This window comes from Segeticoccus sp., from assembly GCF_035708005.1.
Genome location: NZ_DASSTI010000020.1, coordinates 26,692 through 44,146, shown reverse-complemented (window position 1 = coordinate 44,146; position 17,455 = coordinate 26,692). Strand labels below are relative to the sequence as shown.

General features: G+C 70.9%; 16 protein-coding genes. 7 read left to right on the top strand and 9 right to left on the bottom strand.

The window, feature by feature from the left end; genetic code table 11:
* Positions 1–133: 133 nt before the first annotated feature.
* The 3 genes from VFL99_RS02050 to VFL99_RS02040 all read left to right on the top strand — a co-directional run bounded on the left by VFL99_RS02050 (position 134) and on the right by VFL99_RS02040 (position 2,029).
* Complete coding sequence (locus VFL99_RS02050; protein ID WP_325104655.1) at positions 134–742, top strand: CBS domain-containing protein; 609 nt, start codon at positions 134–136, stop codon at positions 740–742.
* A gap of 40 nt (positions 743–782) precedes the next feature.
* On the top strand, positions 783–1,208 hold the full coding sequence (locus tag VFL99_RS02045) for a hemerythrin domain-containing protein (protein ID WP_325104654.1): 426 nt from the start codon (positions 783–785) through the stop codon (positions 1,206–1,208).
* 68 nt (positions 1,209–1,276) lie between these two features.
* Entirely contained in the window at positions 1,277–2,029 is a 753-nt protein-coding gene (locus VFL99_RS02040) for a dienelactone hydrolase family protein (RefSeq protein WP_325104653.1), read from the top strand.
* A gap of 36 nt (positions 2,030–2,065) precedes the next feature.
* Here VFL99_RS02040 and VFL99_RS02035 read toward each other — a convergent pair whose 3' ends face one another.
* Positions 2,066–2,506, bottom strand: a complete 441-nt coding sequence (locus tag VFL99_RS02035) for a class F sortase (RefSeq protein WP_325104652.1) — start codon at positions 2,504–2,506, stop codon at positions 2,066–2,068.
* Between the two features lie 28 nt (positions 2,507–2,534).
* On the opposite strand from VFL99_RS02035, the gene VFL99_RS02030 reads away from it, so the two are divergent.
* On the top strand, positions 2,535–2,762 hold the full coding sequence (locus VFL99_RS02030) for a hypothetical protein (protein ID WP_325104651.1): 228 nt from the start codon (positions 2,535–2,537) through the stop codon (positions 2,760–2,762).
* Positions 2,763–2,887: 125 nt separating this feature from the next.
* On the opposite strand, the gene VFL99_RS02025 is transcribed toward VFL99_RS02030, so the two are convergent.
* Positions 2,888–4,027 (bottom strand): hypothetical protein, encoded by a 1,140-nt coding sequence (locus VFL99_RS02025; protein ID WP_325104650.1) that lies wholly within the window; start codon positions 4,025–4,027, stop codon positions 2,888–2,890.
* 431 nt (positions 4,028–4,458) lie between these two features.
* Here VFL99_RS02025 and VFL99_RS02020 point away from each other — a divergent pair, with 431 nt between their 5' ends.
* The 3 genes from VFL99_RS02020 to VFL99_RS02010 all read left to right on the top strand — a co-directional run bounded on the left by VFL99_RS02020 (position 4,459) and on the right by VFL99_RS02010 (position 8,259).
* On the top strand, positions 4,459–5,109 hold the full coding sequence (locus VFL99_RS02020; protein ID WP_325104649.1) for a GntR family transcriptional regulator: 651 nt from the start codon (positions 4,459–4,461) through the stop codon (positions 5,107–5,109).
* Positions 5,106–6,461 (top strand): MFS transporter, encoded by a 1,356-nt coding sequence (locus VFL99_RS02015; RefSeq protein ID WP_325104648.1) that lies wholly within the window; start codon positions 5,106–5,108, stop codon positions 6,459–6,461. Before VFL99_RS02020 ends, VFL99_RS02015 begins: the two co-directional genes overlap by 4 nt.
* Positions 6,462–6,789: 328 nt before the next feature.
* On the top strand, positions 6,790–8,259 hold the full coding sequence (locus tag VFL99_RS02010) for a C40 family peptidase (RefSeq protein WP_325104647.1): 1,470 nt from the start codon (positions 6,790–6,792) through the stop codon (positions 8,257–8,259).
* Between the two features lie 148 nt (positions 8,260–8,407).
* On the opposite strand, the gene VFL99_RS02005 is transcribed toward VFL99_RS02010, so the two are convergent.
* From VFL99_RS02005 to VFL99_RS01975, 7 genes are all read right to left on the bottom strand, one after another.
* Complete coding sequence (locus VFL99_RS02005) at positions 8,408–9,823, bottom strand: NAD(P)/FAD-dependent oxidoreductase (protein WP_325104646.1); 1,416 nt, start codon at positions 9,821–9,823, stop codon at positions 8,408–8,410.
* A gap of 4 nt (positions 9,824–9,827) precedes the next feature.
* A complete protein-coding gene (locus VFL99_RS02000; RefSeq protein WP_325104645.1) occupies positions 9,828–10,676 on the bottom strand; it encodes an ABC transporter permease in 849 nt (282 codons plus the stop codon).
* Positions 10,673–11,539 (bottom strand): ABC transporter permease, encoded by an 867-nt coding sequence (locus VFL99_RS01995; RefSeq protein WP_325104644.1) that lies wholly within the window; start codon positions 11,537–11,539, stop codon positions 10,673–10,675. The genes VFL99_RS02000 and VFL99_RS01995 overlap by 4 nt, the downstream gene beginning before the upstream one ends.
* 10 nt (positions 11,540–11,549) lie before the next feature.
* On the bottom strand, positions 11,550–12,761 hold the full coding sequence (locus VFL99_RS01990) for an ABC transporter ATP-binding protein (protein WP_325104643.1): 1,212 nt from the start codon (positions 12,759–12,761) through the stop codon (positions 11,550–11,552).
* A 4-nt stretch (positions 12,762–12,765) separates the two neighbouring features.
* Positions 12,766–14,217 (bottom strand): gamma-aminobutyraldehyde dehydrogenase, encoded by a 1,452-nt coding sequence (locus VFL99_RS01985; RefSeq protein ID WP_325104642.1) that lies wholly within the window; start codon positions 14,215–14,217, stop codon positions 12,766–12,768.
* Between the two features lie 70 nt (positions 14,218–14,287).
* Positions 14,288–15,628, bottom strand: a complete 1,341-nt coding sequence (locus VFL99_RS01980) for a polyamine ABC transporter substrate-binding protein (protein ID WP_325104641.1) — start codon at positions 15,626–15,628, stop codon at positions 14,288–14,290.
* A 106-nt stretch (positions 15,629–15,734) separates the two neighbouring features.
* The gene (locus VFL99_RS01975) at positions 15,735–17,438 is read right to left on the bottom strand and encodes an amidohydrolase (protein WP_325104640.1); all 1,704 of its coding nucleotides are present in this window, start codon (positions 17,436–17,438) and stop codon (positions 15,735–15,737) included.
* Positions 17,439–17,455: the final 17 nt, after the last annotated feature.

The following is a 17,455-nucleotide window of genomic DNA, read 5'->3' as shown; positions in this document are numbered from 1 at the left end:
GGTCACCTCGGGTGGACGATGAGCTCGATGTGTCAGGCACGGAGAAACAGGGACCTTGGGCCCGGGTCACGAAGCGGTCACGGCCAGATCATGGGGACAGCTCCCCGCCACGACTGCTGCCGAAGGACCCACGATGCTGGTTCGCGAGATCATGTCCACGCCCGCCCTCACCATCGGTGCGGAGGAGCGGCCCCGGGAAGCCGTGCGCCTCATGGCGTCCGCGCACGTGACCATGCTGCCGGTCGTCGACACGACCGGTGCGCTGGTCGGCGTGATCGGCGAGGCTGACCTGCTGCGCCCCGCGCTAGGCCCTGACTCCCGGGCGCACCTGCAGCCCTCCAGCCACGAGGGCGCGCCACTGCCCCGCAAGGTGTCCGAGCTGATGACCTCGCCCGCGCACACGGTGACCGAGGAGACCGACGTCGCCGACCTGGCACTGACGCTGGAGGCGACCGGCTGGAAGAGCATGCCGGTGATGCGGGGCCGGGAACTGGTCGGCGTCGCGAGCCGCAGCGACATCGTGCGCGCCCTCTGGCGCACCGACTCCGACATCCGCCAGGACGTGATCGCCCGGCTGCACGACTTCGCGCTCCTGGGCGTGAAGACCGCCGTCGTCGACGGGGTGGTGCAGATCACCGGGGCGCACACGCCCTACGAGCGCCAGGTGGCGGCCGCTGTCGCCTCCGGGGTGCGCGGCGTCCGCCGCGTGCAGTGCGAGCGCTCGGTGACCACGACGCGCTGACCAGAACTGACCACTCACCACACGAAGGGACTCCCTCCACATGTGCTCCTACTGCGGGTGCCGCTCCATCAGCGTGATCGGTCGCTACTCGGCCGAGCACGAGGAGCTCGTCAATGCCTCCGGTGCGCTGGTCCGTGCCGTCAAGGGTGCCGACAGCGCCAGCGTCCGGGCCGCCGCCACCACACTGGCGCACCGGCTGGACGAGCACACGGGCTCGGAGGAGCGCGGCCTGTTCGCGGAGCTGCGACTCGACCCCGACTTCACCGAGCACGTCGACTCCTTGTGCGCGGAACACACCGACATCCACCAGCTGCTCGAGGCGATCGACTGCGGCGAGGTGGCCCTCGCCCAGCGGTTCGACGACGCACTGCGGCGCCACATCGACCGCGAGGAGAACGGCCTGTTCCCCGCCGCAGCGGTCGCGCTCGACGGGCCGGCCTGGGAGCGGGTCGTCGCGCTCGCGTGAGGGGCGGGGGAGCGGCCCGCGGCCGGGTGGCCGTGGGAGCGTGGTCTTGCCGGTGCCAGACTGACCGGGTGGCAGCCCAGGCGACGACGGTCGATGTCCCGACGAGCGACGGAGTGGCGGACGCCGTCTTCGCGGCGCCCGACGACGGTTCGCCGCACCCCGGCGTCCTGCTCTACACGGACGCCTTCGGGCTGCGCCCGCAGATCGAGCAGATGTGTGCCCGGCTGGCCGAGGCGGGGTATGCCGTGCTCGCACCGAACGTCTTCTACCGCAGCGGTCGTGCCCCGGTCGTCGAGCTCGGCGACCTGAAGGACGGCGGCCGCTCGGGCGTGTTCGGCAAGCTGCGTCCGCACATGAACGCGCTCACGCCCCCACTGGCGATGCGGGACGCAGATGCCTACCTGGACTACCTCGCCAAGGACGACCGGGTGAGCGAGGGGCCGGTCGGCACGGTGGGTTACTGCATGGGTGGGGCGCTGGCCCTGCGCACGGCAGCCCACGCGCCCGCGCGGGTGGCTGCGGTGGCGAGCTTCCACGGGGGGCGCCTCGCGACCGACGCCGAGGACAGCCCACACCGCGGCTTCGGGTCCATCCAGGCGGAGGTCTACATCGCCCACGCCGACAAGGACGGCTCCATGACGCCGGAGATGCAGCGCACGGTGGCCGAGGCGCTCGGCGCCGCAGGCGTGCACCACACGGTGGAGCTCTACCGCGGTGCGACGCACGGCTTCACCATGGCCGACACCGCGGCCCACGACGCGCGGGCCGAGCAGCGGCACTGGGACGCGCTCCTCGACCTGTTCGGGCGCACCCTGCGCTGACCGCAGTCGACGCCGGGCGCGGCGAGGGCGGCGGCCTCAGTCGCGGGCTCCCCAGACCACCCAGTTGCCGACGAAGTGCCCTCCCACCACGGGAGTTGCCGGGTCACAGGTGATGAGCCGGATCTCCGGCTGTCGGGCGCCCGGCTGCCAGATGGAGTGGTCCTGCGGCACGGCCTTCTTGCTCAGGGCAGCCGATCGGGTGACGACGAAGCGAACGCGTTCGCCACTGCTGTAGTCGACCGTGACCCGGTCGCCGGGGCGCACCCGGGGAAGGTTCCAGAACACGTCGGGCACTCCGTTCCAGCTCACGTGCCCCACGACGATCGACGAGCCGGGGAACCCGGGCCGCGGCCAGCCCGCTTCCGCGTACCAGCCGGCGCGACCGGCCACCGGCTCGAGTGCCTGGTCCCGGTTCAGGTAGGCCGGTTGCAGCGGCGCCTCAACCAGGTCACGTCCCGCGGCGCTGGCCACCCGCACGTGGACCGGGCTGCCCTCCGGCGCTGCCGTGCTGCTGAGGCGCGGGGCGGCGGCCGTGGGGGACGGCGCGGTGCTCCGCGGCGACGTGCGTGGTGTAGGTCGGGCGCTGGACGAGCTCGACTGCGGCGCAGGGCTGCTCGGACTCGGTGAGCTGCTCCGCGTGCGGACGGGGCCTGCTGCGGAGGCCCTGCTCGCCGGCGCCCGGCTCGTGGAGGTGTTGCTCGGCGCGGTCGCGATCGACGAGGGACTCACGTAGCCCGAGGGCGTCGCGGAGGCGCCGAGCAGTCCGGTGCCGACGAGGGCAGCGAACACCCCGCCCACGAGGAGCAGTGCGGCGAGGAGCAGAGCCGGCCAGGATCGGCGAACCATGGCCGGCGTCGCTCACTCGGTCGTGTCGCGACGGCGCAGAGAGGCCCCGGCGAGTCCGACACCACCGACGGTCATGGCCAGCCCGCCGAGCAGCAGGCCCGGCGAGCCGCCGGTGGCCAGGGGACCGCCGTCGGTCTGCACGACCCGGGGAACCTTGGGGCCCTGCGGCGGCTTCGGGCCGCTCACGGGAGCGGACGAGGGGTCGCTCGAGCTGGGCGAGGGCGTGGACGACGGCGTCTTGCCCGGGTGGCTCGGGTCGGACGGTGACGTCGGCTCACCCGTCGGGGTCGTCGTCGGCTGGTCGGTCGGGGTCTTGCCCGGGTGGCTCGGGTCGGACGGTGACGTCGGCTCGTCCGTCGGGTTCGACGTGGGCTCCCCGGTGGGGTTGTCCGAGGGGTCTCCCGTGGGCGACGTCGGGTCGGTGGGCGTGCTCGGCTGCTCCGTGGGCGAGGTGGTCTCGCTGGGTGACGTGCTGGGGTCGCTCGGCTGGCCGGTCGTGCTGGACGTCGGCTCACCGGTCGGGCTGGAGGTGGTCTCGTCGCTCGGCTGCGAGGTCGGCTGGCCGGTCGGGTTGTCCGTCGGACCTGACGTGGGGCCGTCGGTGGGCTCGCCCGTGGGATCCGAGGTCGGATCGTCGGTCGGCTGGCCGGTGGGACTGTCCGAGGGGTCGCCGGTCGTATTGTCCGTCGGAGCCCCGGTGGCACTGTCCGAGGGGTCGCTCGTGGGACTCGAGGTCGGCGCCGTGGTGGGGCTGCCGGTCGGGTTGGAACCGGGGTCGCTGCTTCCGGGATCCGGCTGTACCTTGGGCTGGCAGGCGGCATAGGCCGTCTGGTGGCCCTCCCAGTTCCATCCCGGGAAGTACGTCGGTTGCTGGTTCTCTTCGTACCAGAACGAGGGCACGATGTCGGACGACCCGACGCTGGAGCTGAACACCGAGTTCACGCTGATGTCGGTCAGCACCCACGTATTCGTGTGCGAGCTCGTGGCATGGCACACAAGCACCTTCGTCACGAGCGGCTCACCGTTGTAGGGAGGGCCAGCGGCGTTGGCTGCGCCCACGCCGACGACCATCGTCCCGAGACCCGCGAGCGCGACAACGGTCCCGAGCGTGACCGCCGTGCGGCGTCGACGGGTGGCACTGCGTGCACGCATGGTTTCCCCCTGCGCTAGGTGTGGTGACGACAGGACCCCCCGGTCGCCAGACGCCCCCCGGCGTCATCTCCGGACTCTAGAGCACAGGTAAGGGGAACACCAGCACTTCTTCAAGAAAAGGTAAAGAAAAGACAAATCGTGTCCGGCGCGTCCGGCCCACCTGGCCGACCCGTCGTCCCCGCTGCATGCTCCCCTCTCGTGCGATCTGCGCCCGGAACCCTGTGTCGAGAGGTCCGGGGCCGCCCGCCCCCGGCCGCCGGACCTCTACCCCTGATGGTGCCTCGGCCAGGGCCGCAGTGGAGGTGTTTTCGCAAAACGGCTGGCCCGGCACCACGAGCTTCCGCCGCCGGCGGGTCCGCCCAGCTGGCGCAGCCGCACGTCACGCGGCCGATTCGCCCACAGCCGAGCCTTGCATCTATGATAGATACATCATGTCTGCAAGCTCCACGCGCCTGCCCTCAGCCGCCGAACGTGCCTATAGCCACCTGAAGACCGGGATCCTCGACGGGAGCATCGCTCCCGGCGTCCTGGTCACCGAAGGTGACGTCGCCGAGGAGCTCGGCGTCTCGCGCACCCCGATCCGCGAAGCTCTTCTGCGGCTGGAGGTGGAGGGCCTGGTGGCCCTCTACCCGAAGAAGGGAGCACTCGTCATACCGGTGTCGGCGGACGAGGCGCGGGACGTGCTGGAGGCCCGCGAGGTGATCGAGGTCTGGGCCGCGGGACGCGCCTGGTCGCGCCGCCACGACCTGGTGGAGCGGCTCAAGGAGCACCTCAAGGTGATGAAGGGGGCGCGCACGAGCGACGACGTCGCCGGCTTCAGTGAGGCGGACCGCTCGTTCCACGAGGAGATCGTCGCCGCGGCCGGCAACCTGATCCTGACCAAGCAGTACCGCATGCTCCGCGAACGGCAGCTCTGCGTCACCAGCTCGGCGATGCGCGTCTCGCGGACGCGGATGGATCGAGCGGTCCGGCAGCACGGTGAGCTCATCAGCCTCCTGGAGGAGGGCACCAAGAGCGACTTCCTCGCCGCGATCAAGGGCCACCTCGAGGTCGCCCGGCAGCAGGCCCAGGGTGTGCGGTGACCGCTGCGATCCAGCACGTCGGGGGCGACCGCCGTTCGGTCGACCCCGCGCTGCGCTTCTCCCTCGGTGGCCGTCGCGCCTGGGTGGTGTGGGCGGCGGCGCTGGCCGTCTACGTGCTGGCCGTGTTCCACCGCAGCTCGCTCGGCGTCGCGGGGCTGCTGGCGGCACACCGCTTCCACATCAGCTCCGCGCAGCTGGCGACGTTCACGATGCTGCAGCTGGCGGTCTATGCCGCCATGCAGATCCCCGTCGGGGCGATCCTGGACCGGGTCGGTTCCAAGCGGCTGATCCTCACCGGTCTGCTGATGATGACGGCCGCCCAGGCCGCCTTCGCCTTCGTGAGCAGCTATGCCGGTGGGCTCGTCGCCCGCTTCTTCGTCGGCATGGGCGACGCCATGGTCTTCATCAGCCTGATGCGGATCGTCGCCCTGTGGTTCCCGCCGGCGCGCACGCCCATGGTGACCCAGCTCACCGGCCTGTTCGGGCAGCTCGGGGCGCTCCTCGCGGCCCGGCCGCTGTCGGCGGCCCTGCACGGGCTCGGCTGGACGACCTCGTTCCTCCTGGCCTCCAGCATCGGCGTCCTCCTCGCCGTCGTGCTCGTCGTGATCGTCAAGGACTCCCCGTATGCCGACCACCGGCGCGAGCAGCTCAAGGTGCGCGAGGTGGGGCGGGCGCTGCGCGCCAGCTGGCGCCAACCCGGGACCCGGCTCGGGCTGTGGACCCACTTCTCGACCCAGTTCGGTGCCAACGTCTTCGCCCTGCTCTGGGGCTTCCCGTTCCTGGTCTCGGGGGAGGGGCTGTCGGCAGCAACGGCGAGCAACCTGCTGATGCTCATGGTCGTGACCACCGTGGTCACCAGCCCGCTCGTGGCCCAGTTCGTGGCCCACCACCCGTTCTCGCGCTCCACCTTGGTGCTCGGAATCGTCCTCGCGATCATGACGGTGTGGGGCGTGGTCCTGCTCTGGCCCGGGCGGGCGCCGCTGTGGCTGCTCGTCGTCCTTGTCGTGGTGACCGCCATCGGCGGCCCCGGCTCGATGGTCGGGTTCGACCTGGCGCGCACGTTCAACCCACCGGCCCGCATCGGCAGCGCCACGGGAATCGTCAACGTCGGTGGCTTCGTCGCCTCGCTCACCGTGGTCTTCCTCATCGGCTTCGTGCTCGACCGGGTCGCGCCCGGAGGCCCACGGACCTACACCATCGACTCCTTCCGTCCCGCCATGGCCGTCCAGTACCTCACCTGGGGGCTGGGACTGTGCCAGCTCGTGCGCTACCGGCGGCGCGCGCGGCGCGGCCTGCTCCACGACGACCCGGAGCGGTATGCCGCGCTGAAGGCAGGTGCCCTGCACACCTGACCGGGTAGGTCCGGGACGGGCGGGCAGCCGCCGCGGGCGGCCGAATTCCCTCTCGGTTGGGCCATATCACGAACCGTTATCAGTTTGTGATGTATCAGCCCGGTGGTTGAGCGCTCAACCGCCCGCGTCCGGATTGACCTGCGGAAAAACATATGTGTGATTCGGCGTGTCGCAGCCTGCAGGAGGCCGCTGGGGCGCATGATCTGCTTGGGACCTCTGTGACAGGTGTTCACAGAGGGGTGAAACAGCCCTACTCTCGACCGGCCGACGTTCCCCGATCGAGAGGCGTTGTCCCGTGTCGTCTCCTCAGCGGTCCCCACGCCGTCTGGTGGCTGGTGCCACCGGGCTGGCGCTGGCCCTCGCCGTGGCCACGCCCGCCCTGCCGGCCTGGGCCGACCGCGTCTACCCCTCCGCCAAGGAGGTTGCCGCGGCGAAGGCGGCAGTGCAGTCGAAGGCTCAGCAGATCTCAGGGGTGGAGCAGCGGCTGCAGGACTCCTACACCCGACTGGCCCACGTGCAGGCGAAGGCGGAGCAGGCGGCGGAGGCCTTCAATGGCGCCCGGATGGAGCTGCAGCAGCGGACGGCCGCGGCACAGAAGGCCGCTGGCAAGGCGGCCACGGCGCGTCAGCAGGCGCAGGAGGCCTCGGTGCAGGTCGGCCGGTTTGCGGCCGACGCCTACATGCAGGGCGGCAGCCTGGGCAGCCTGGAGGCGTTCTTCTCCGACGCCGGTCCCCAGGCGGTGCTCGACCGCGCCTCCGCACTGTCCGTCGTCGGGGGGATCCGCAACCGCACGCTCCAGGACGCGGCGGCCTCCGCCGAGCTGGCCTCGACGTTGGAACGGCAGGCCGCCAAGGCCCGCGCCCAGCAGGAAGCGGCCGCGATGACCGCGGCGCAGGCCAAGGACACCGCGACCAGTCGCGCGACCCAGGCGGCCCAGGAGACGCAACAGATCCAGTCCCAGCAGAACGCGATGATCCGGCAGCTCGCCGAGCTGCGGAAGACCTCCGTGGCCAAGGAACGGGCTCGCCAGTCCGGCCTGCGCGCCGAGGAGGAGCGACGCCAGCAGGAGGCGATCCGACGGCGGATCCTGCAGCAGCAGCGGGAGGAGCAGGCCAAGCAGGAGGCCGCTCGTCAGGCGGCCGCCCAACGCGCCGCGGAGGAACGCGCGGCCCAGCAGCGAGCCGCTGAAGAGCGGGCGGCCCAGCAGCGAGCGGCCGAGCGGTCCCGCCAGCGCGAGCAGCGGACCCACCAGCCCGCACCAGCCCCCACGACGGTCGCCGCGCCGGCCCCGGAGCCGACGCACACGGCCGCCCCGGCGCCTCCGCCGGAGACCACGACGGCCGCCCCTGCTCCGCCGCCTCCGCCCGCCCCGGAGCCGCCGCCGGCACCCGAGCCCCCCCCGGCGCCCGAGCCACCTCCCGGCCCGGCTGCCGGGGTCGGTGCGGTGATCTCCTACGCCAGGGCGCAGGTCGGCAAGGCCTACGTGTGGGGCGCTGCCGGACCCGACGCCTTCGACTGCTCAGGGCTGACCATGATGGCGTGGCAGCAGGCCGGCGTCTACCTCGGGCACTGGACCGGTGCGCAGTGGGCGGAGACGACCCACGTGCCGATCAGCGAGGCCCAGCCCGGCGACCTGATCTTCTACGGCTACGGCGGGTCGGCGAGCAACATCTACCACGTCGGGCTCTACATCGGCGGTGGCCAGATGATCGAGGCCGCCGACCCCAGCCTCGGCGTGCAGGGGCCTGTGTCCATCTACCGGCCCAACCTCCTGGCGTATGCCGGACGGGTGGGCTGACCCTGACCCCCCGCCATCACTGACCAGCTCCCCAACCGCTCCCCACCACGAGGGCGCCGCGCCACCGGCGAGGCGCCCTTCGTGGTGGAGTGGTTTGGGGGAAGGTGTGCAGTCGTTGGTGGGAGGTGTGCAGTGGTTGGTGGAAGGTTCAGGAATCGAAGCCGAGGCCCAGGCGGTCCAGGGCCCGCAGCCAGAGGTTGCGCCGGCCGGCGTGGCGGTCGGCCCGGTCGAGGGACCAGCGAGTGAGCTGGATCGCCCCGTAGCGCAAGGGTTCCGGCGGGAACGGCATCGGCCTGCGCCGCACCATCTCCAACTGCGTCCGTGGCGTCTGGAGGCTGTCGGCGAGGTCCAGCATCACGTCCGCCGCGAACCGCGTCGCCCCGACGCCCAGACCGGTGAAACCAGCGGCGTAGACGACCTGCCCGTCGAGCGCGGTGCCGAAGAACGCGGAGAAGCGGGTGCACGTGTCGATGGCTCCGCCCCAGCGGTGGGTGAAGCGCACCCCCTCGAGCTGGGGGAACGTCGCGAAGAAGTGCTCACTGAGCCGCTCGAACGTGGCCTGACGCTGCTCCAGGGATGGCCCGAGGCCGCTGCCGTAGTAGTAGACGGCGTCGTACCCGCCCCACAGGATCCGGTCGTCGCGGGTGAGCCGGTAGTAGTGGAACTGGTTGGCGCTGTCGCCGACGCCCTGGCGCCCGGTCCACCCGACCGCCTGACGCTGCTCGGCAGTGAGCGGTTCGGACATGAGGACGTAGTCGTACACCGGCACCGTCATCAACCGGTTCCGTCGCAGCAGCGAGGGATAGGCGTTCGTGGCCAGCGCGATCCGCCGGGCGGTGACCGACCCGGTGCGGGTGCGCACCCGCACCGACTGGCCGTGGCGGTTCAGCTCCAGGGCAGGGGTGTGCTCGTGGAGGCGCACGCCCTCCTCGAGACACGCCCGCCGCAGCCCCCACGCCAGGTGCCCGGGTTCGACCATGGCGCAGCCGGTCCGGTCCCAGATCGCCCCGCGATAGGTGGGGGAGTTGACCAGCGCACGGGTGCCCTCGGCGTCCAGCAGCTCGACGTCGGCACCGGCCTCCTTCATGGCCGCGAACGCCTCCGCCAGCTCCGGGAGCTGGTAGGGCTCGGTGGCCACGGCGAGCTCGCCGGTGCGTTCGAAGTGGCAGTCGATCCCGTAGCGCTCCACCGTCTCCGCGATGCCCTCGAGGTTCTCCATGCCGAGGCGCTCGAGGGTGGGCATCTCCTCCGGCCAGCGGGCCAGGCCGTTGCCGAAGCCGTGCGTCAGGCTGGCGGCGCAGAAGCCGCCGTTGCGTCCGCTTGCGGCGTGGCCGCACGTCTCCGCCTCGATGAGGACGACGTCCCGGGAGGGGTCGCGTTGCTTGGCGCGCAAGGCGGTCCAGAGGCCGGCATACCCGCCGCCGACGACGAGCAGGTCCGTCCGCGTGGCGCCCTCCAACGGCGGCAGGGGTTCCGGCGCGGCGGGGTCGTCGAGCCAGAAGACCGACGGCTCGGCATGGCGGAGTGCCTCGGCGGGCCAGGTGCCGCCGGTGGAGGTGGTCATCGAATCAGTCCCGTCGCTTCGCGGCCACGCCGCCGAGCACCGCCAGCAGCACGCCCACCAAGAAGATGATCGTGCCCATGACGTCGGCCTGCGGTGGCACACCGAGGCGGCTCGCCCCCCAGACCCAGAGCGGGAAGGTGAGCGTCTGCCCGGCAGTGAACTGCGTGATGATGAAGTCGTCGATCGACAGGGCGAAGGCGAGCAGACCGCCGGCCAGCACACCGGGCACGATCAGCGGCAGGGTCACCAGCCGGAACGTGGTGAACGGCCCGGAGCCCAGGTCGCGGGCGGCCTCCTCCAGCGAGGTGTCGAGGCCGGCCATGCGCGCGCGGACCGTGATGGCCACGAACGGGATGGTGAACATCACGTGGGCGATGACGATCGTCCAGTAGCCGCGGGGGATCCCGATGGTGAGGTAGAGCGACAGCAGGGCAGCGCCCAGCCCGATCTCGGGGGCGGCGATGTTCGCGAACAGGACCAGGTCGGTGAAGCCCCGTCCGCGGTAGCGGTAGCGCCCGAGCGCCATCCCCATCGGGGTGCCGAGCAGCACCGCAACGATCGTGACGATGACGGCGATGGTGAACGAGTTCACCAGCGCCTCGGTCAGGTTCGGGATCGCGAAGACGTTCTCCCACCACCGCAGCGTGAAGCCCTGCCACCGGAAGTTGTAGCGACTGGTGGTGTCGTTGAAGCCGAACACCGCCATGACCAGGATCGGCAGGAACATCCACGCCAGTACCGCCCACGTGTAGGTGCGCAGCAGCGTGCCCTTGCGCTTCGGGCGGCGGCGGGCGCGGGGCCGCTCGGTGCCGCCCGGGCTCGTGCGGGTGGGTGAGGGGGCCATGGTGCTCATGCCGCGCTCACCTCCATGACGTCCTCGGTGCCGAGGGCCTTGGCGTAGGCGAAGATGCCGATGAGCAGCACGGCCATCAGGACGAACGACAACGCGGAGGCGTTCGGGTAGTCGCTGTTGGAGATGTAGAGCGTCTCGATGATGTTGCCGATCATGACCTGTCCGGTGCCACCCAGGATCGAGGCGCTCACGTAGTCGGAGGTCACCGGCACGAACGTGAGGAGCACGCCGGCGAAGACGCCGGAGAGTGACATGGGGAAGACGACCTTGAGGAAGGTCTGGGTCTTGCTGGCGTAGAGGTCGCCGGCGGCTTCGAGCACCTCGCGGTTGATCCGTTCGAGCCCGACGTAGATGGGCAGCACCATGAAGGGCACGGAGTAGTAGGTCAGGCTGGCAATCACTGCGAAGCTCGTGGCCAGCACGTGGAAGTCCGAGGGGACCAGCCCGATGTCGTGCAGTGGCCCGAGCAGCAGGCCGTCGTCGGAGAGCAGGAACTCCCACGCCAGCGTGCGCAGCACGAACGTCACGAAGAACGGCAGCAGCAGCAGGAAGAGGAAGGTCGGCTTGCGGGAACCGCCGTGGAAGGAGATGTAGTAGGCGACCGGGTAGCTGATGCAGATCGTCGCCACCGTGGTGATGAGCCCGTAGATGAGCGAGCGGACGAACTGCTCGTGGTACAGGTCGAGCACGTGCGCGTAGTTGCCGATGTCCAGCGTCTGCTGGAATCCCTGGATCAGCCCACCACTCATCGTGGACATGTTGAGCATCACCAGGATCGGGATCACGAAGAAGATCGCGATCCACAGACCACCGGGAAGGACGAGCGCGTAGGGGGTCAGCCGCGCTCCGAGTCGGTTCCTCATGTCGCTCCTGTCAGCCGGCCGTCGTGGAGTCCTCGAGCGCCGCCGCGCGCGGGCCGGCTCCGGAATCGGTGAGCAGGTAGGAGTGGTCGGGCTCCCACGACAGCCACACGTCGTCGCCCCGGCCCAGGTGCCCACGGAAGGTCGCGCTGTTCTGCTGGAACACCACGACGTCCGAGCCGGCCGCGGTGGCGACCGTGTAGTTCGTCGACGTCCCGAGGTAGACGACCTCCTTGACGCTGCCGCGCAGGGCACATCCGCGCGGCAGTGGCTCGTCCACGAGACTGATCTTCTCGGGCCGGACGGTGAGCTCGATCCGGTCGCCGGTGGCCACGGGCAGGCGCCGCGGCACGAGTACCCGGCCGCTGTCGCCGTAGTCGAGCACCGCGTGGTCCCCGTCGAGGCGGTCCACCTGCCCCGCCAGGATGTTGGAGGTGCCGATGAAGCCGGCGGTGAACTTGGTGGCCGGACGTTCGTAGATCTCCTCCGGCGTCCCGAGCTGCTCGATCCGGCCGCGGTTCATCACGGCGACCCGGTCGGACATCGTCAGCGCCTCGCCCTGGTCGTGCGTGACGTAGACGAACGTGATGCCGACTTCCCGCTGGATCCGCTTGAGCTCGATTTGCATGGTCTGGCGCAGCTTGAGGTCGAGGGCGCCGAGGGGCTCGTCGAGCAGGAGCGCTCGCGGTCGGTTGACCAGCGCCCGGGCCAGCGCGACGCGCTGCTGCTGCCCACCGGACAGCTGGGTCGGCCGGCGCTTGCCGAGGTCGCCCATCTCGACCATCTCCAGCGCCTCCTGCACCCTCGCCCTGATCTCCTCCTTGGGCACCTTGTGGCGACGCAGCCCGAAGGCCACGTTGCTGAAGATGTCCATGTGCGGGAAGAGCGCATAGCTCTGGAAGACCATGTTCACGTCGCGCTTGTTCGGGGGAGTGGTGGTCACGTCCTGCCCGTAGAGCAGCACCCGGCCCTCGGTCGCCTCCTCGAAGCCGGCGATCATCCGCAGCGTCGTCGTCTTGCCGCAGCCCGACGGGCCGAGCAGCGAGAAGAACTCGCCGGCCCCGATGGTGAGGTCGAGGTTCTGGACGGCACGGAATCCCTCGCCCCTGCGGGACTGGTAGTCCTTGACGACGCCGGACAGCTCGATGGCCGTGTCCGGTCCGGGAGGGCGCTCCGGCAGCGCTGCGTCGCTCTGGGGCATCGGCGTCTCCATCGTGGTGCTCATGTGGTCAGGCCTCGATGTTGCTCATCACGTGCTTGATGCGGGTGTAGTCCTCGAGGCTGTACATCGACAGGTCCTTGCCGTGGCCCGAGTGCTTGAACCCGCCGTGCGGCATCTCCGCAACGATCGGGATGTGCGTGTTGATCCACACGCAGCCGAAGTCCAGGCCCTTGGCCATCCGCATCGCCCGGCCGTGGTCCTTGGTGAAGACGCTGCTGGCGAGGCCGTACTTCACGCCGTTGGCCCAGCGCAGCGCCTCCGCCTCGTCGGTGAACTGCTGCACGGTGATGACCGGGCCGAAGATCTCGTCCTGGACCGCCTCGTCGTCCTGGCGGAGCCCGGAGACGACCGTGGGCGAGTAGAAGTAGCCCGCGTCACCCACCCGGCTACCGCCGGCCCGCAGGGACGCGTGGTCGGGCAGCCGGTCGATGAACCCGCTCACCCGGGCGAGCTGGTTGGCGTTGTTCAACGGCCCGTATGCCGCGTCCGCACCGGCGTCGGCCCCGGTGCGGGTGCGCTTGGCCTCCTCGGCGAGCGCGGCGACGAAGTCGTCGTGGACCCGGGGGCCGGCAAGCACGCGGGTCGCCGCGGTGCAGTCCTGCCCGGCGTTGAAGTAGCCCGCGCCGCCGATCGCCTCGACCGCTGCCTCGAGGTCCGCGTCGTCGAACACGACGACCGGGGCCTTGCCACCCAGCTCGAGGTGCGTGCGCTTGAGGTCACGCGCGGCCGAGGTGGCGACCTCCATCCCGGCGCGCACGGAACCGGTGACCGACACCATGTCCGGGATCGGGTGCTCCACCACGGCCCGGCCGGTGTCCCGGTCGCCGCAGATGACGTTGAAGACACCGGCGGGCAGGAACTCTGCCGCGATCTCGGCCATGAGCACCGTCGACATCGGCGTCGTGTCGGAGGGCTTGATCACGACGGTGTTGCCGGCAGCGAGGGCGGGGGCGAACTTCCAGACCGCCATCATCATCGGGTAGTTCCACGGCGTGACCTGGCCGCAGACGCCGATCGGCTCCCGGCGGATGAAGGACGTGTGCCCCGCCATGTACTCACCAGCCGACCGGCCCTCGAGCACGCGGGCGGCTCCGGCGAAGAAGCGGATCTGGTCCAGCATCATCGGCACCTCCTCGGCGAGCGTCACCTCCCGCGGTTTGCCGGTGTTGAGGCACTCGGCGTCGAGCAGGTCGTCGACGCGGGCCTCGAGGGCGTCCGCGAGGCGGAACAGCGCCAGGCTGCGCTCGCCGGGGGTGGCGTCGCGCCAGCCGGGGAACGCGCCCGCGGCCGCGGTCATCGCCGCGTCGACGTCCTCGGGGCCGGACACCGGCGCCTGTGCCATCTCCTCGCCGGTGGTGGGGTCGATCAGGGGCGCGGTGCGCCCGCTGAGGGCGTCGACGGACTTGCCGCCCACGAAGTTGCGGACCACGCGGGTGCCGGTCGCGGCCGTCGTCGTCATGTTCTCTTACCTCCGGTGCGTTGCTGCGGTGGGAACTGGGGGGTGAGGGATCGGTCGGGTCGGTGGTCGGTCAGGACTGGAAGATGGGCTCGAAGATGGAGTTGAACGTGTCGATCTCGTCGAGCTTGAGGGTGCGGCCGGTCGACACGGTGGCGTAGGTCTTCGGCGTCGGGAACACCGCGTAGCTGTGCGCCAGCTGGCGCAGGTCCTTGGCGTCCTTGCCCTTGGCCTTGGAGGCCTCGTGGAGCACGACCTGCTGGGCCTTGGGCACCGGCGTGACGTAGTTGACCCACTCGGCGACCTCGGCCGCGACCTTCGGCTGGTAGTAGTAGTCCATCAGCATCAGGGCATCGACCGGGTGCTTGGCGTACTTGAGGATCAGGAAGTTGTCGGTCCAGAGCAGACCGCCCTCCTTGGGGATGACGAACTTGAGGTTCGAGCCCGACAGGTTGCTCTGGAAGATGTCGCCGGACCAGGCCTGCGTCACCCAGATGTCGCCGTTGACGAGCGACTGCACGTAGTCCTGCTCGTAGTACTTGCGCACGTTGGGCTTGACCTTCTCCAGCCAGGCGGCCGCCTTCTTCCAGTCGGCCTCGGTGGAGTGCACGGCGTCGATGCCGAGCGCGAACATCGCCGCGTTGCCGAGCTCGCCGGCATCGCCGAACATGCCGATCTTGCCCTTGAACTTGGGGTCGAGCAGGTCCTCGTAGCTGGTGATCTCGCGCCCGACCTTGTCCGGGTTGTAGGCGAGTCCGCTGAAGCCGGCCTGCCACGGGATCGTGTAGCGGTTGCCGGGGTCGTAGTCGGGGTCCTTGTACTTCGCGCCGGCGTACTTCGCGAAGTTCGGCAGCTGGCTGTGGTCCAGCGGGACGAGGTAGCCCAGGGCCATCAGCCGGGTGAGCACCTGCCCGTCCGAGATGACGGCCAGGTCGTAGCCGGTGTACTGCCCGGCCTGCAGGGTCGGGCGGATCTTGGCGAAGAAGGAGGGGTTGTCCTGGATGTCCTCGCGGTAGGCGACCTTGATGCCGCTCTGCTTCTCGAACTGGTCGAGGGAGGGGTGCTTGCCCTTGCCCGCGGTGTCGATGTAGAGCGGCCAGTTGGCCCACGTCAGCTGACCGGTCTTCTTCTTGTCGGCCCAGTAGGCCTGCACCGCGTCCTGGGCGGAGGCGCTGCTGGTCGCCCCGCCCGCGCCGGTGCTGCCGGTGCCGCCGGCCGACTGGGTGCCCTGGCCACCGACGCTGCAGGCGGACAGCAGTGCGCCCGCCCCCACGGCCGCTCCTCCGACGCCGGCCATGCGGAGCACGTCACGCCGGCTCAGGCGGGACAGCCGGGGCATCGTCAGGCCCCGGAGCAGGACGGGATCCACCTGTGGTGCGTCCGGCTGCTGGGGGTCTCGGTCGGTTGAGCTCATGAGGGTCTTCCTTCCCGGCTGATGACGAGGTCAACGTAGCCGCCGACAACGGAAATCGCTAGAGGGTTGACGAATTTGCAACGCTTTTCGTCGCCCAACGACCGGATCACTGACGACCTGCCTCGTGGACGAGTCGCCCGTCGACGTAGGTCGCCAGCACCCTGGTGGCGGCGAGCTCCTCGACCGGCCCGGCGAGCGGGTCCCGGTCGAGCAGGACGAGGTCGGCGGCCTTGCCCGAGGCGATGGTGCCGCACTCGTCTGCATGGTTCACGTATGCCGACCCGGCCGTGTACGCCGTCAGCGCGGCCGTCGCGTCGATCGCCTGCCGAGGCAGCAGGGGCCGGGCACTCGGGTCCTCCGGCGGCGTGCGGTTCACGGCGACGTGGATGCCCTGCCACGGGTCCGGCGTGGTCACCGGCCAGTCGCTGCCGCCGGCCAGGGTGGCGCCGCTGGCCAGCAGGGCACCGAACGGGTACTGCCAGCCGGCCCGCTCCTGGCCGAGGAACGGGATGGTGAGGTCGTCCATCTGCGGCTCGTGGACCGCCCAGAACGGTTGCATGTTGGCGACCACGCCGAGTGCCCGGAAGCGGGGGAGGTCATCGGGGTGCACGACCTGGATGTGGGCGAGGTGGTGCCGCAGGTCGTGGGGCCCGTTGCGGTCGCGCGCCGCCTCGATCGCGTCGAGCGCCTCCCGCACCGCCCGGTCGCCGATGGCGTGGACGTGCACCTGGAAGCCGGCCGCGTCGAGCTGCGGCACCGCCTCCCGCAGCAGCTCGGGGTCGACGAAGGACAGCCCGCGGTTGTGGCCCGGGCAGCCGTGGTGGTCGAGGTAGGGCTCGAGCATCCCGGCGGTGTGGTTCTCGGCCACCCCGTCCTGCATGATCTTCACGCTCGTCGGCCGCAGGCGGCCGCCGGACAGCGAGTCGCGCCGCTCGACGAGCTCGGCCACCTGCTCCAGGCCGCGGTCCCGGCGCCACCACAGCGCGCCCACGACCTTGGCGGTCAGCAGGCCGTCGGCGTCGGCGGCGAGGTAGGCGCCGGAGGCGTCGGTCAGGTTGGCGTAGGTGCCGAGCAGCGCGTCCTGCCAGCCGGTGATTCCCAAGGAGTGCAGGTAGCGCTGGGCCTCGAGCAGCCCGGCGAGGAGCTCCTCGGGGGTGGGCTCGGGGACGAGGCGCCCGACCAGGTCCATGGCCCCCTCGTGCAGGGTGCCGGTCGGGCGTCCCCGGTCGTCACGCTCGATCCGCCCGTCCGCCGGGTCCGGGGTGCCCTCGTCGATCCCGGCGAGTCGTAGGGCGAGGGAGTTCACCCAGGCGCCGTGGTGGTCCCGGTTGGGCAGGAACGCCGGCCGGTCGGGGACGACCAGGTCGAGGTCCTCGGCCGTGGGCGTGCCGCCGGGAAAGGCCGCCATCGGCCACCCGCCCCCGAGGATCCACTCGGCACCCGGGTGAGCTCCGGCATACCGCTTGACCTGGGCGAGGCAGTCCTCGCGCGTCTCCTGGCCGGTGAGGTCGCAGCGCAGGCGCTCGAGCCCGCCCTGCACGGGGTGCAGGTGCGCGTCCTGGATGCCGGGGACGAGCAGGCGGCCGGCGAGATCGACCACCTCGGTGCGCGGGCCGATCAGCTCCTCCACCTCGCCGTGCCCGACCGCGAGGATCCGGTCGCCGCGCACGGCCACCGCCGTGGCGAACCGGCGTGCGGGGTCGCCGCAGAAGACGCGTCCACGGGTGAAGACCACGTCGGCGACGTCGGAGGAGCCGCGAGAGGGTGCAGCGGCGACGTCGGAGGAGCCGCGAGGTTCAGCGGGGGGCATGGGGCTCCTTGGGTAGG